General features: G+C 63.6%; 4 protein-coding genes (1 of these 4 running past the window's edge). 3 read left to right on the top strand and 1 reads right to left on the bottom strand.

The features are described 5' to 3' along the window. Window positions 1-327: 327 nt before the first annotated feature. Window positions 328-1,356, top strand: a complete 1,029-nt coding sequence (locus JOH52_RS34095) for an LLM class flavin-dependent oxidoreductase (RefSeq protein ID WP_017266451.1) — start codon at window positions 328-330, stop codon at window positions 1,354-1,356. Window positions 1,357-1,549: 193 nt separating this feature from the next. Here the strand turns inward: JOH52_RS34095 and JOH52_RS34090 are convergent, their stop codons facing one another. Continuing rightward, complete coding sequence (locus JOH52_RS34090) at window positions 1,550-2,446, bottom strand: LysR family transcriptional regulator (RefSeq protein WP_017274640.1); 897 nt, start codon at window positions 2,444-2,446, stop codon at window positions 1,550-1,552. 150 nt (window positions 2,447-2,596) lie between these two features. Here JOH52_RS34090 and JOH52_RS34085 point away from each other — a divergent pair, with 150 nt between their 5' ends. Further along, window positions 2,597-2,794: a hypothetical protein gene (locus JOH52_RS34085; protein ID WP_017266449.1), complete on the top strand. Its 198-nt coding sequence runs from the start codon at window positions 2,597-2,599 to the stop codon at window positions 2,792-2,794. A gap of 72 nt (window positions 2,795-2,866) precedes the next feature. Then, on the top strand, window positions 2,867-15,822 hold the beginning of the coding sequence (locus JOH52_RS35750) for a non-ribosomal peptide synthase/polyketide synthase (RefSeq protein WP_234942953.1). Its footprint extends 18,160 nt past the window's final position; the window shows 12,956 of its 31,116 coding nt (coding positions 1-12,956); the start codon lies at window positions 2,867-2,869; its stop codon lies off the right edge, out of view.

Raw genomic sequence — 15,822 nt, 5'->3', positions numbered from 1 at the left:
CGATGGTATCCAACAGCTCAGGTGGGCCACTCCCCACCGAGAGTACAGTCCCATAGCCGGTTCAGCATCTGGCCGTGTTTGCTCCTTCGCGCAAGGTGCCCCTCAACGCGATCTTCAAAGGGTCGCCAAAGCTGCCGGCGTCCTAGGGGTCCCTTGTGGGTGTGGATCTGTGCGCAACTTCCAAATGCCTCGATGATCTGGCGTAGCCAACGCAAAGCCCAAACAAATTCAAGCTAGGCACAAGACCATCCACTCAGGAAAAAGGCCAAGTCTCAGATCGCTTGGGTCAACGCCTTACGCTCGTTCATGAAAGTTGGAGATGACGGAATGAGACATACCTCCCCTTCGAAGCTAACCTTCGGCATCTTTGATCACTTAGACGAGGACGGTCGGGACATCGCACAACAGTACGCCGACCGCCTGACGTTAGCCGAGACATGCGATCGGCTCGGTTTTTATGCATATCACCTCGCGGAGCACCATTGTACCCCGCATGGGAGAGGCGCATCGCCGAATTTGTTCTTGTCGAGCGTCGCGCAGCGCACTCGGCAACTTCGTGTCGGCCCCTTGGTCATGCTGCTCAGCCTTTGTCATCCGCTACGCGCGTTTGAAGAGATCTGTATGTTGGACCAATTGAGCGGTGGTAGACTCGAGCTTGGTATCGGGCGCGGCTTTCTCCCGATCGAATTGAATTACTTCGGGATTGGTGCAGACGCGGTGCCGGAGCGCTACATCGAAGCCAGCGAAATCCTCGTGAAGGCAATGAAGGGCGGCACACTGTCCTACCAAGGCAAGCATTTTGAGCTAAACGATGTCCCTTTGACGCTGCGGCCTCATCAGCGTCCGCATCCGCCTACATGGATCGCCACCAACCGGCCCGAATCTGCGGCTTGGGCCGCTGCCAACGGCGCAAATATCGCTTGCCTAGGACCCGCGTCTGTTGTTCGCAAAATTACTGATGCCTTCCGTTCCCATCCAGAGCAAAACAATGACCCGGACGACCAAGCGCCTTTTCTCGGATTGCTCCGAATGGTAGTGGTCGGACACTCTGCCGCGCACGCCCATTCACTCGCGGCACCTGCTTACGACCGATGGGTCAAGAACTTCAAGTTCCTGTACGATGTCAACGCGATCCCCGTTCCGCCAAACTTGCCGCTGACCTTGGATGCCGCAATCGAGAGCGAGTTGTGCGTGGTAGGAACGGCAGCTTTTGTGCGCCGGGCTCTCCTTGATCAGTTGGAAGAGGCGGGGGCCAACTACCTTCTTTGTCAACTCGCGTTTGGAGATCTGCCACTTCACGCCTCGCAGAACACCGCCCTGGCCATTCAGTCCGGCATTATGGATCGAGTTGATTAAATGCGTAAACACCGGTGACTTTAGGAATGTGGAAGCGCAGCTTGACCTTCCCCGTGCAGCCTGCGGTGCTAGTAGCAACTATTCTAAGTATATCGCTTTCGTCCATGATGCCGTTTGGATCGGGCGGCGAAGCCTGGCGCGCGCGCCCGGTCATGCTCCCAACCGTCGCGAAACGGCTCCTGCACAATCGTGTTTATCCTAGGCCCTGCAAGCTCGTCGTCATAAAGTCTATGAAAGTGCGGACTTTGGCGGAAAGATACTTCCGGCTCGGATACACAGCATATAACGTAATGGAAAACCTGATCGCGTCTGGAAGCACGGTCTCCAATCGGCCTGCCGCGATGTCCTGCTCGGTCATCCATTTCGGCAGGAAGACAAGGCCCATACCCTGCAGAGCTGCCTGCTGGAGAATGGTCTTGTTCTCGCTCAACATCACGGTACGAAATGTGACTTTGTACTGTCCATTTGCGCCTTTCAGCGCCGTGATGTCACTGAGGTTGACCCCGCTGAAACGAAGCAGCGCGTGACCGTTAAGATCCGCGAAGCCTTTGGGTCGACCTGCTCGTTCCAGATATTCCGGCGATGCCATGAGGTGGAATTCTATATCGGCCAGCGGACGGGCGACGAGGCCCAGATCGAGCCGGCCGGGCGACGTTGCCCGCAGGGCAAGATCGAAACCTTCGTCTACCAGATTCACCATGCGGCCGCTTAGATCCACGTCTAGGCAGACGTCGGGATAGCGCCGGTTATACTCGGCCAGTCGGCTCACGAAGCATATGCTGGCCGCGCAAACCGGTGCACTCAGTTTCAGGATGCCGCAGGGCGCCACCGTAGCGTTGCCGATGGCTGCTTCCACCTCGTCAAGCCCTTCGAGCAACTGCTTGGCCTGGTTGAAATAAAGGCATCCGGTTTCCGTCAGGCTGACGTGGCGGCTGGTCCGGTTGAGGAGCCGGGTGCCCAGCCTGTTCTCAAGCTGCATCACATGTTTGCTCGCCATTGCCGGCGAAATGCCGAGGCGGTCGGCGGCAGCAGTGAAGCTCTTCAGTTCTGACACGGTGCAGAACAGCCGCAGGCTCATCATTGTATCCATGGATCATCAACATTCGAGAAATGGTTCTTCAATATCGAATGCATTGATTAATAAATGAGAAAAGTCAAATTCCTCTACAGGTACCCGTCGCGACTCGCTTTTCCAACGGGCGCCGCGCCTGGCGCGGCAAACTTGCGAAGGACAGACCCGATGACAGATTCTGAACTCCGGACCTACTTCATCAGCCATGGCGGCGGACCCTGGCCTTACATGACCGCGGAGTTCCGCCGCAATTTCGACGTGCTTGAGAAGTCGCTGCTCGACATGCGCGCCTATCTCGGCGGCACGCCAAAAGGGCGAAGCAGGTGGCCGGCGATCTGTTCTGGTGACCAAAGCGCCTCCAGCTGATCGGTGACCAGGTCGCGGTGATTGCGGGTGCCGCACCAGCGCGTGAGCACGAGATCACTAAAGAGGAACAAGATGATCGATTTGTCGCTTCCGAAAAGCCCGTATGGCTATGGGCTTTGCGGCCAAGATCTGCGATACCCCAGCACTACACGAACCCTGTCAGCTATCTTTGTCGGTGGCGGTTCGCTTAGTATTAGATGTGCGCAGACGGCAAAGGAAATGGGCTGCTCCATACCCGCCGTTCTTCCTACAGATGATGTATTTCGTGCCTGGGCTACTAATTTAGGCATCCCGTGCTTCGATAACGTCGAGCAGACCTATGAATTTCTATACGACGTGAATGTCGATTTGATATTTTCCGTTGTCAATCCCGTTATCTTGCCAGCTCATTTATTGGAGCGAGCACGTGTCGGTGCGTTTAATTATAACGACAGCCCACTGCCGCGTCACGCAGGGACCCACGCGACAAGCTGGGCTATTCTGGCGCAAGAGAGCCAATACGCCATTTCGTGGCATCACATCAATTCTGGTATTGACACGGGCAACGTAGTTGTGCAGTGCCCGCTGTCCGTTGCATCAACCGACACGGCAATGACTCTCAACCTCAAATGCTATGATGCCGCGATAGAAGGGTTTCGCGCGCTTTTAGCGATGATAATAGCGGGTGCCGATCTCCAGGGCAGCCCGCAGACAGCACCGGTCATCATGCCAGTCGGACGTGATGGTGCGCTTCCGCTGTCCTATTCGCAGCAGCGTCTCTGGTTCTTGGCACAGTTGGACGAAGACAGCACGAACTATAACATTCCCCTGGGGTGGCGACTGCAGGGCAGACTCGACCGTGTCGCCTGGCGGCGCAGCCTTGACCGCCTGTTTGCCCGTCACGAGGCGCTGCGCTGCACGTTCGTCGCCGGAGAGGATGACCCGCAGGTCCAGATTTTGTCCGGGGACAGGGGATTGCCGGTGGTCGAGCACGATCTGCGGGACAGGCCGGATGCGCAAGCCGCGCTTTTGGATCTGTGCCAAGAAGAGGCGCGCACGCCGTTCGATCTGGCGCGCGAGCCGCTGATCCGCGGCCGGCTGATCCGGCTGGCGGATGAGGAGCACGTCTTTCTGCTGACGCAGCATCACATAGTCTCGGACGGCTGGTCGATGGGGGTGCTGGTGCGCGAGCTCAGCAGCCTTTACCGCGCGTTTGAGGCTGGAGAGGACGATCCTTTGCCGCCGCTGGCGATCCAGTATCCGGATTATGCCGCCTGGCAACGGCAATGGTTGTCCGGCGAGCGGCTGCAGCGTCAGGCGCAGTATTGGCGCGACACCCTGTCTGGCGCCCCGGCCCGTCTGGCGCTGCCGACGGACCGGCCGCGGCCGGCACAGCAGTCGTTTGCCGGAGCCAGCGTGCCGGTTATCATCGATGAGGCTCTGACGCGCGGGCTCAAGCGGCTGAGCCGGCAGCATGGCACGACGTTGTTCATGACAGTGCTGGCGGCCTGGGCTGCGGTGCTGTCGCGCCTGTCCGGGCAGGACGATATCGTGATCGGTGTGCCGACGGCCAATCGTCGTCGCCGCGAGATCGAGGATCTAATCGGTTTCTTCGTCAACACCCTGGCGGTTCGAATCGATCTGTCGGGCGAGCCGAGCGTGTCCGATCTCCTGGAACGGGCGCGGCGCGCGGCCTTGACTGCGCAGGATCATCAGGACCTGCCGTTCGAGCAGGTGGTGGAGATCGTCCAGCCGCCCCGGGCTCTCGGTCACACGCCGTTGTTCCAGGTGGGACTGGCCTGGCAGAACAACACCGGCGGGTCATTGGACCTGCCGGGGCTGCAGGTGGAGGCTGCGGGCGAGGGGCTCGATCAGGTCAAGTTCGATCTGGAACTGAACCTGGGAGAGCAGGGCGAGGCCATCGCCGGGACTCTCGGTTATGCGACGGCGTTGTTCGACCGGGCGACGATCGAGCGGCAATGTGGTTATCTGCTGGCGCTGCTGCGGGCGATGCTTGCCGATGCCGAGCAGCCGGTGTCCGAGCTGGACATCCTGCCTCCCGACGAGCGCAGCTACCTGCTGGAGGAGTTGAACCGGACGGAAGCGGACTATCCGTCGGATCTTTGCGTGCATGCGCTGTTCGAGGCGCAGGTGCGCCGGGTGCCCGACGCGGTCGCACTGGTCTTCGAAGAGCAGTCGATCTCCTATGGCGCGCTCAATGCCGATGCCAACCGGCTGGCCCATCATCTGATCGGGCTCGGGGTGAGGCCGGACCAGCCAGTGGCGATCTGCGTCGAGCGCAGCCCGGCGATGGTGGTGGGACTGCTGGCGATCCTCAAGGCCGGCGGCGCCTATGTGCCGCTCGACCCGGCCTATCCCGGCGAACGGCTGCGGCAGTTGCTCGACGATGCCGGCCCGCGGCTGCTGCTTTGCGACGCCGCCGGTCGCGCGGCGTTGGGCGCCGAGGCAATCGCCGATCTGAGCGCGGTCGATCTCGATGCAGCCATGCCCGCCTGGGCCGACCAGTCCGCTGACGATCCCGACCCGCATGCCCTCGGCCTGACAGCCCGCAATCTCGCCTATGTCATCTACACATCGGGATCCACCGGCACGCCTAAGGGCGTCATGGTCGAGCATCGCGGGATGACCAATTATCTAAGCTGGGCTCGTGAGAGCTACGCTCCCATATCCTCATCCGTCGTCTCCTCTTCGCTCGCCTTCGATGCCACGGTCAACAGCCTGTTTGCGCCTTTGGTCTCTGGCGGCCATGCATTGCTTACGAAAGAGGGGGACGAGGTCGAGGGGATCAGGTCAAGGGTCGGCACACCGTGCGGGCTGGTCAATGTCACCCCGAGCCATCTGGATGTTCTTGGACAGCAACTGCAGTCGGCTGGAGATGCCAGTCAGGTGGAGGTGCTCGTCATTGGCGGTGAGGCATTGTCGTCTTCGACGGTCGAGCTATGGCGTCAGATCCAGCCGGCGGCTAGAATGGTCAACGAGTATGGCCCGACGGAAGCGGTTGTCGGTTGTGCTTTCCATGACATCCCTGCAGATCTTTCCGCATCGACGAATGTGCCGATCGGCCGTCCGATTGCGAACACGCGGCTTTATGTGCTTGACGGCCATGGTCAGCCGGTTCCGTTTGGGGCGGTTGGTGAGCTTTATATCGGCGGGGCGGGGGTGGCGCGCGGCTACCTGAACCGTCCGGATCTGACGGCGGAGCGGTTCCTGGCGGATCGGTTCAGCGGCAAGGCCGGCGCCCGGATGTACCGGAGCGGCGACCTGGCGCGCTACCTGCCGGACGGCAATCTCGAGTTTCTGGGCCGCAATGACGACCAGGTGAAGATCCGCGGCTTCCGCATCGAGCCGGGCGAGATCGCCGCCCGGCTGCTGGAGCATGAGCTTGTCGGCGATGCCGCGGTGGTGGCGCACGCGGATGCGGCGGGCGACAAGCGGCTCGTCGCCTATGTGGTTGCGAAGACGACGGACGGGTCGGCCGAAGCCGATGGCGCCGGGCTTGCTGCGTCGTTGCGGGCGCATCTGGGTGGCCTGCTACCGGACTACATGGTGCCGTCGGCCTTCGTGCGGCTGGATGCACTGCCGCTGACGGTGAACGGCAAGCTCGATCGCAAGGCGCTGCCGGTCCCCGACGACGATGCCTATGCGCGTCGGGCCTACGAGGCGCCGCAGGGCGAGATCGAGACGCTGCTGGCCGGGATCTGGGCCGAGCTTCTCGGCGTCGAGCAGGTCGGGCGCCACGACAACTTCTTCGAGCTCGGCGGCCACTCATTGTTGGCCGTTCAAATGATGGAGCGTCTGCGGCGGCTGTCGCTCGGGGTCGAGGTTCGCACCGTATTTGCAAAGCCGATGCTTGCCGATCTGGCCGCCAGTCTTGGCAGCCACCGGGAGGTGGCGGTGCCTGCCAACCCGATCACGGAACAGAGTACGGCGATCACGCCGCAGATGCTGCCGCTGATCGATCTTACCCAACCGGAGATCGACCGGATCGTGTCGACGGTGCCCGGCGGCGTCGGCAATATCCAGGATATCTATGGCCTGTCGCCGCTGCAGGACGGCATTCTGTTCCATCATTTGCTGGCAACCCAGGGTGACCCCTATCTCCTGATGTCGCAGATGGCCTTTGCCGAGCGGGGTGTGCTCGATCGCTACCTTGCTGCGGTTCAACAGGTGGTCGACCGCCACGACATTCTGCGCACGGCCTTTGTCTGGGAGGGTCTGTCGAGCCCGGCGCAGGTTGTCTGGCGCAAGGCGGCCTTGGATGTGCTCGAGGTCGAGCTGGAGGGCTGTGATGGTTCCGGCGCCGATGAGCTCAGGCGGCGGTTCGATCCGCGCCAGTACCGTCTCGACCTTGGCCGGGCGCCGCTGATGCGGTTCGTGATCGCGCGCGAACCGGGCAGTGGGCGCTGGCTGCTTTTGGTGTTGCAGCACCATCTGATCGGCGATCATACGACGGCCGAAGTGATGCATGCCGAGGTCCGGGCCGTGCTGCAGGGGCGCGCGCATGAGCTTGCAGCGCCGCAGCCGTTCCGCAACCTGGTGGCGCAGGCGCGGCTTGGCATGGATGCCAAAGCGCATGAAGCGTTCTTCCGGGAGATGCTGGCCGACATCGACGAGCCGACCCTGCCGTTCGCTCTGAGCGAGGTCTACGGCGACGGCCGCGGATCCCGCGAGGCACGGCGGATGCTGCCGCAGGCGCTCAACGATCGGCTGCGCCACCAGGCGCGGCGGCTGGGGGTGAGTCTGGCTAGCCTTTGCCATCTGGCCTGGGCCCAGGTGGTGGCGCTGAGCAGCGGGCGCGAGCAGGTGGTGTTCGGCACGGTGCTGTTCGGCCGCATGCATGCGGGTGCCGGCGCCGACCGTGCCATGGGCTTGTTCGTGAATACCTTGCCGTTGCGGCTGGATCTGGATGAGACCGGGGTCGAGGAAAGTGTGCGTATCGCCCACGCCCGTCTGGCCGAATTGCTCTCACACGAGCATGCCTCGCTGGCATTGGCGCAACGCTGCAGCGATATTGCCGCACCAGCGCCACTGTTCAGTGCGCTGCTGAACTATCGCCACAACACGCCGGCCATGGCCGGCGAGGGAACAAGCGACGTGCTGTCCGGCATGGAATGGCTGGGGGACGAGGAACGGACCAACTACCCGCTGACATTGTCGGTGGATGATTTTGGTCAGGAGCTGGGGCTCACGGCGGATGCGGTCGAACCGATCTCCGCCGATCGGATCTGCGGCTATATGCAGCGGGCGCTCGAGCAACTGGTCGACGCGCTGGAGCAAGCGCCCGATAGGCCGGTGCGCGAGCTCGACATTCTTCCGGCTGAGGAGCGCAGCTACCTGCTGGAGGAGTTGAACCGGACGGAAGCGGACTATCCGTCGGATCTTTGCGTGCATGCGCTGTTCGAGGCGCAGGTGCGCCGGGTGCCCGACGCGGTCGCACTGGTCTTCGAAGAGCAGTCGATCTCCTATGGCGCGCTCAATGCCGATGCCAACCGGCTGGCCCATCATCTGATCGGGCTCGGGGTGAGGCCGGACCAGCCAGTGGCGATCTGCGTCGAGCGCAGCCCGGCGATGGTGGTGGGACTGCTGGCGATCCTCAAGGCCGGCGGCGCCTATGTGCCGCTCGACCCGGCCTATCCCGGCGAACGGCTGCGGCAGTTGCTCGACGATGCCGGCCCGCGGCTGCTGCTTTGCGACGCCGCCGGCCGCGCGGCGTTGGGCGCCGAGGCAATCGACGATCTGAGCGCGGTCGATCTCGATGCAGCCATGCCCGCCTGGGCCGACCAGTCCGCTGACGATCCCGACCCGCATGCCCTCGGCCTGACAGCCCGCAATCTCGCCTATGTCATCTACACATCGGGATCCACCGGCACGCCTAAGGGCGTCATGGTCGAGCATCGCGGGATGACCAATTATCTAAGCTGGGCTCGTGAGAGCTACGCTCCCATATCCTCATCCGTCGTCTCCTCTTCGCTCGCCTTCGATGCCACGGTCAACAGCCTGTTTGCGCCTTTGGTCTCTGGCGGCCATGCATTGCTTACGAAAGAGGGGGACGAGGTCGAGGGGATCAGGTCAAGGGTCGGCACACCGTGCGGGCTGGTCAATGTCACCCCGAGCCATCTGGATGTTCTTGGACAGCAACTGCAGTCGGCTGGAGATGCCAGTCAGGTGGAGGTGCTCGTCATTGGCGGTGAGGCATTGTCGTCTTCGACGGTCGAGCTATGGCGTCAGATCCAGCCGGCGGCTAGAATGGTCAACGAGTATGGCCCGACGGAAGCGGTTGTCGGTTGTGCTTTCCATGACATCCCTGCAGATCTTTCCGCATCGACGAATGTGCCGATCGGCCGTCCGATTGCGAACACGCGGCTTTATGTGCTTGACGGCCATGGTCAGCCGGTTCCGTTTGGGGCGGTTGGTGAGCTTTATATCGGCGGGGCGGGGGTGGCGCGCGGCTACCTGAACCGTCCGGATCTGACGGCGGAGCGGTTCCTGGCGGATCGGTTCAGCGGCAAGGCCGGCGCCCGGATGTACCGGAGCGGCGACCTGGCGCGCTACCTGCCGGACGGCAATCTCGAGTTTCTGGGCCGCAATGACGACCAGGTGAAGATCCGCGGCTTCCGCATCGAGCCGGGCGAGATCGCCGCCCGGCTGCTGGAGCATGAGCTTGTCGGCGATGCCGCGGTGGTGGCGCACGCGGATGCGGCGGGCGACAAGCGGCTCGTCGCCTATGTGGTTGCGAAGACGACGGACGGGTCGGCCGAAGCCGATGGCGCCGGGCTTGCTGCGTCGTTGCGGGCGCATCTGGGTGGCCTGCTACCGGACTACATGGTGCCGTCGGCCTTCGTGCGGCTGGATGCACTGCCGCTGACGGTGAACGGCAAGCTCGACCGCAAGGCGCTGCCGGTCCCCGACGACGATGCCTATGCGCGTCGGGCCTACGAGGCGCCGCAGGGCGAGATCGAGACGCTGCTGGCCGGGATCTGGGCCGAGCTTCTCGGCGTCGAGCAGGTCGGGCGCCACGACAACTTCTTCGAACTCGGCGGCCACTCATTGTTGGCCGTTCAAATGATGGAGCGTCTGCGGCGGCTGTCGCTCGGGGTCGAGGTTCGCACCGTATTTGCAAAGCCGATGCTTGCCGATCTGGCCGCCAGTCTTGGCAGCCACCGGGAGGTGGCGGTGCCTGCCAACCCGATCACGGAACAGAGTACGGCGATCACGCCGCAGATGCTGCCGCTGATCGATCTTACCCAACCGGAGATCGACCGGATCGTGTCGACGGTGCCCGGCGGCGTCGGCAATATCCAGGATATCTATGGCCTGTCGCCGCTGCAGGACGGCATTCTGTTCCATCATTTGCTGGCAACCCAGGGTGACCCCTATCTCCTGATGTCGCAGATGGCCTTTGCCGAGCGGGGTGTGCTCGATCGCTACCTTGCTGCGGTTCAACAGGTGGTCGACCGCCACGACATTCTGCGCACGGCCTTTGTCTGGGAGGGTCTGTCGAGCCCGGCGCAGGTTGTCTGGCGCAAGGCGGCCTTGGATGTGCTCGAGGTCGAGCTGGAGGGCTGTGATGGTTCCGGCGCCGATGAGCTCAGGCGGCGGTTCGATCCGCGCCAGTACCGTCTCGACCTTGGCCGGGCGCCGCTGATGCGGTTCGTGATCGCGCGCGAACCGGGCAGTGGGCGCTGGCTGCTTTTGGTGTTGCAGCACCATCTGATCGGCGATCATACGACGGCCGAAGTGATGCATGCCGAGGTCCGGGCCGTGCTGCAGGGGCGCGCGCATGAGCTTGCAGCGCCGCAGCCGTTCCGCAACCTGGTGGCGCAGGCGCGGCTTGGCATGGATGCCAAAGCGCATGAAGCGTTCTTCCGGGAGATGCTGGCCGACATCGACGAGCCGACCCTGCCGTTCGCTCTGAGCGAGGTCTACGGCGACGGCCGCGGATCCCGCGAGGCACGGCGGATGCTGCCGCAGGCGCTCAACGATCGGCTGCGCCACCAGGCGCGGCGGCTGGGGGTGAGTCTGGCTAGCCTTTGCCATCTGGCCTGGGCCCAGGTGGTGGCGCTGAGCAGCGGGCGCGAGCAGGTGGTGTTCGGCACGGTGCTGTTCGGCCGCATGCATGCGGGTGCCGGCGCCGACCGTGCCATGGGCTTGTTCATGAATACCTTGCCGTTGCGGCTGGATCTGGATGAGACCGGGGTCGAGGAAAGTGTGCGTATCGCCCACGCCCGTCTGGCCGAATTGCTCTCACACGAGCATGCCTCGCTGGCATTGGCGCAACGCTGCAGCGATATTGCCGCACCAGCGCCACTGTTCAGTGCGCTGCTGAACTATCGCCACAACACGCCGGCCATGGCCGGCGAGGGAACAAGCGACGTGCTGTCCGGCATGGAATGGCTGGGGGACGAGGAACGGACCAACTACCCGCTGACATTGTCGGTGGATGATTTTGGTCAGGAGCTGGGGCTCACGGCGGATGCGGTCGAACCGATCTCCGCCGATCGGATCTGCGGCTATATGCAGCGGGCGCTCGAGCAACTGGTCGACGCGCTGGAGCAAGCGCCCGATAGGCCGGTGCGCGAGCTCGACATTCTTCCGGCTGAGGAGCGCAGCTACCTGCTGGAGGAGTTGAACCGGACGGAAGCGGACTATCCGTCGGATCTTTGCGTGCATGCGCTGTTCGAGGCGCAGGTGCGCCGGGTGCCCGACGCGGTCGCACTGGTCTTCGAAGAGCAGTCGATCTCCTATGGCGCGCTCAATGCCGATGCCAACCGGCTGGCCCATCATCTGATCGGGCTCGGGGTGAGGCCGGACCAGCCAGTGGCGATCTGCGTCGAGCGCAGCCCGGCGATGGTGGTGGGACTGCTGGCGATCCTCAAGGCCGGCGGCGCCTATGTGCCGCTCGACCCGGCCTATCCCGGCGAACGGCTGCGGCAGTTGCTCGACGATGCCGGCCCGCGGCTGCTGCTTTGCGACGCCGCCGGTCGCGCGGCGTTGGGCGCCGAGGCAATCGCCGATCTGAGCGCGGTCGATCTCGATGCAGCCATGCCCGCCTGGGCCGACCAGTCCGCTGACGATCCCGACCCGCATGCCCTCGGCCTGACAGCCCGCAATCTCGCCTATGTCATCTACACATCGGGATCCACCGGCACGCCTAAGGGCGTCATGGTCGAGCATCGCGGGATGACCAATTATCTAAGCTGGGCTCGTGAGAGCTACGCTCCCATATCCTCATCCGTCGTCTCCTCTTCGCTCGCCTTCGATGCCACGGTCAACAGCCTGTTTGCGCCTTTGGTCTCTGGCGGCCATGCATTGCTTACGAAAGAGGGGGACGAGGTCGAGGGGATCAGGTCAAGGGTCGGCACACCGTGCGGGCTGGTCAATGTCACCCCGAGCCATCTGGATGTTCTTGGACAGCAACTGCAGTCGGCTGGAGATGCCAGTCAGGTGGAGGTGCTCGTCATTGGCGGTGAGGCATTGTCGTCTTCGACGGTCGAGCTATGGCGTCAGATCCAGCCGGCGGCTAGAATGGTCAACGAGTATGGCCCGACGGAAGCGGTTGTCGGTTGTGCTTTCCATGACATCCCTGCAGATCTTTCCGCATCGACGAATGTGCCGATCGGCCGTCCGATTGCGAACACGCGGCTTTATGTGCTTGACGGTCATGGCGCACCCGTCCCGTTTGGGGCGGTTGGTGAGCTTTATATCGGCGGGGCGGGGGTGGCGCGCGGCTACCTGAACCGTCCGGATCTGACGGCGGAGCGGTTCCTGGCGGATCGGTTCAGCGGCAAGGCCGGCGCCCGGATGTACCGGAGCGGCGACCTGGCGCGCTACCTGCCGGACGGCAATCTCGAGTTTCTGGGCCGCAATGACGACCAGGTGAAGATCCGCGGCTTCCGCATCGAGCCGGGCGAGATCGCCGCCCGGCTGCTGGAGCATGAGCTTGTCGGCGATGCCGCGGTGGTGGCGCACGCGGATGCGGCGGGCGACAAGCGGCTCGTCGCCTATGTGGTTGCGAAGACGACGGACGGGTCGGCCGAAGCCGATGGCGCCGGGCTTGCTGCGTCGTTGCGGGCGCATCTGGGTGGCCTGCTACCGGACTACATGGTGCCGTCGGCCTTCGTGCGGCTGGATGCACTGCCGCTGACGGTGAACGGCAAGCTCGACCGCAAGGCGCTGCCGGTCCCCGACGACGATGCCTATGCGCGTCGGGCCTACGAGGCGCCGCAGGGCGAGATCGAGACGCTGCTGGCCGGGATCTGGGCCGAGCTTCTCGGCGTCGAGCAGGTCGGGCGCCACGACAACTTCTTCGAACTCGGCGGCCACTCATTGTTGGCCGTTCAAATGATGGAGCGTCTGCGGCGGCTGTCGCTCGGGGTCGAGGTTCGCACCGTATTTGCAAAGCCGATGCTTGCCGATCTGGCCGCCAGTCTTGGCAGCCACCGGGAGGTGGCGGTGCCTGCCAACCCGATCACGGAACAGAGTACGGCGATCACGCCGCAGATGCTGCCGCTGATCGATCTTACCCAACCGGAGATCGACCGGATCGTGTCGACGGTGCCCGGCGGCGTCGGCAATATCCAGGATATCTATGGCCTGTCGCCGCTGCAGGACGGCATTCTGTTCCATCATTTGCTGGCAACCCAGGGTGACCCCTATCTCCTGATGTCGCAGATGGCCTTTGCCGAGCGGGGTGTGCTCGATCGCTACCTTGCTGCGGTTCAACAGGTGGTCGACCGCCACGACATTCTGCGCACGGCCTTTGTCTGGGAGGGTCTGTCGAGCCCGGCGCAGGTTGTCTGGCGCAAGGCGGCCTTGGATGTGCTCGAGGTCGAGCTGGAGGGCTGTGATGGTTCCGGCGCCGATGAGCTCAGGCGGCGGTTCGATCCGCGCCAGTACCGTCTCGACCTTGGCCGGGCGCCGCTGATGCGGTTCGTGATCGCGCGCGAACCGGGCAGTGGGCGCTGGCTGCTTTTGGTGTTGCAGCACCATCTGATCGGCGATCATACGACGGCCGAAGTGATGCATGCCGAGGTCCGGGCCGTGCTGCAGGGGCGCGCGCATGAGCTTGCAGCGCCGCAGCCGTTCCGCAACCTGGTGGCGCAGGCGCGGCTTGGCATGGATGCCAAAGCGCATGAAGCGTTCTTCCGGGAGATGCTGGCCGACATCGACGAGCCGACCCTGCCGTTCGCTCTGAGCGAGGTCTACGGCGACGGCCGCGGATCCCGCGAGGCACGGCGGATGCTGCCGCAGGCGCTCAACGATCGGCTGCGCCACCAGGCGCGGCGGCTGGGGGTGAGTCTGGCTAGCCTTTGCCATCTGGCCTGGGCCCAGGTGGTGGCGCTGAGCAGCGGGCGCGAGCAGGTGGTGTTCGGCACGGTGCTGTTCGGCCGCATGCATGCGGGTGCCGGCGCCGACCGTGCCATGGGCTTGTTCATGAATACCTTGCCGTTGCGGCTGGATCTGGATGAGACCGGGGTCGAGGAAAGTGTGCGTATCGCCCACGCCCGTCTGGCCGAATTGCTCTCACACGAGCATGCCTCGCTGGCATTGGCGCAACGCTGCAGCGATATTGCCGCACCAGCGCCACTGTTCAGTGCGCTGCTGAACTATCGCCACAACACGCCGGCCATGGCCGGCGAGGGAACAAGCGACGTGCTGTCCGGCATGGAATGGCTGGGGGGCGAGGAACGGACCAACTACCCGCTGACATTGTCGGTGGATGATTTTGGTCAGGAGCTGGGGCTCACGGCGGATGCGGTCGAACCGATCTCCGCCGATCGGATCTGCGGCTATATGCAGCGGGCGCTCGAGCAACTGGTCGACGCGCTGGAGCGAGCGCCCGATAGGCCGGTGCGCGAGCTCGACATTCTTCCGGCTGAGGAGCGCAGCTACCTGCTGGAGGAGTTGAACCGGACGGAAGCGGACTATCCGTCGGATCTTTGCGTGCATGCGCTGTTCGAGGCGCAGGTGCGCCGGGTGCCCGACGCGGTCGCACTGGTCTTCGAAGAGCAGTCGATCTCCTATGGCGCGCTCAATGCCGATGCCAACCGGCTGGCCCATCATCTGATCGGGCTCGGGGTGAGGCCGGACCAGCCAGTGGCGATCTGCGTCGAGCGCAGCCCGGCGATGGTGGTGGGACTGCTGGCGATCCTCAAGGCCGGCGGCGCCTATGTGCCGCTCGACCCGGCCTATCCCGGCGAACGGCTGCGGCAGTTGCTCGACGATGCCGGCCCGCGGCTGCTGCTTTGCGACGCCGCCGGTCGCGCGGCGTTGGGCGCCGAGGCAATCGCCGATCTGAGCGCGGTCGATCTCGATACGGCCATGCCCGCCTGGGCCGACCAGTCCGCTGACGATCCCGACCCGCATGCCCTCGGCCTGACAGCCCGCAATCTCGCCTATGTCATCTACACATCGGGATCCACCGGCACGCCTAAGGGCGTCATGGTCGAGCATCGGAACACAGTGAACCTGCTGCATTGGAGTGGCGGCGTGTTTGCCGAATCAGAGATCAGGCGCACGCTGTTCTCGACCTCGGTCTGTTTTGATCTGTCCGTTTACGAGTGTTTCCTTCCGCTTTCGCAGGGAAGCAAGCTGTACCTCGTCGAGGATGCACTGAAGCTGGCCCGAACGCCCGTGGATGCCTCCTTGATCAACACGGTCCCCTCGGCGATCACCGCTCTGGTCAACCAGAAAGCCGTGCCGGCATCGGCAAGCGTCATCAATTTGGCGGGCGAGCGGGTGAAGGCAGACCTAATCGAGAGGATATTCGAGAGCACGCGCGTCCAGAAGATTTGCAATCTGTACGCCCCTTCGGAGACAACGACGTACTCGACTTGGATTTGCATGCCGAGGGGACAGGCTGTTGTCGAAACGATCGGGCGTCCGATCTCGAACACGCGGATCTATCTGCTGGACGGCCATGGTCAGCCGGTTCCGTTTGGGGCGGTTGGTGAGCTTTATATCGGCGGGGCGGGGGTGGCGCGCGGCTACCTGAACCGTCCGGATCTGACGGCGGAGCGGTTCCTGGC

The sequence above is a fragment of the Sinorhizobium meliloti genome (assembly GCF_017876815.1).
In the GTDB taxonomy this organism is placed as follows: Bacteria; Pseudomonadota; Alphaproteobacteria; order Rhizobiales; family Rhizobiaceae; genus Sinorhizobium; species Sinorhizobium meliloti.
Note: the sequence above shows the minus strand (reverse complement) of the source record. Positions and strands in the feature narration are given on the sequence as shown.

What these genes read in the sequence shown, in the direction of transcription:
- JOH52_RS34095 (WP_017266451.1), top strand. Translation starts at nt 328, where the DNA reads ATGAGACATACCTCCCCTTCGAAGCTAACCTTCGGCATCTTTGATCAC.
- JOH52_RS34090 (WP_017274640.1), bottom strand. Translation starts at nt 2,446, where the DNA reads ATGGATACAATGATGAGCCTGCGGCTGTTCTGCACCGTGTCAGAACTG.
- JOH52_RS34085 (WP_017266449.1), top strand. Translation starts at nt 2,597, where the DNA reads ATGACAGATTCTGAACTCCGGACCTACTTCATCAGCCATGGCGGCGGA.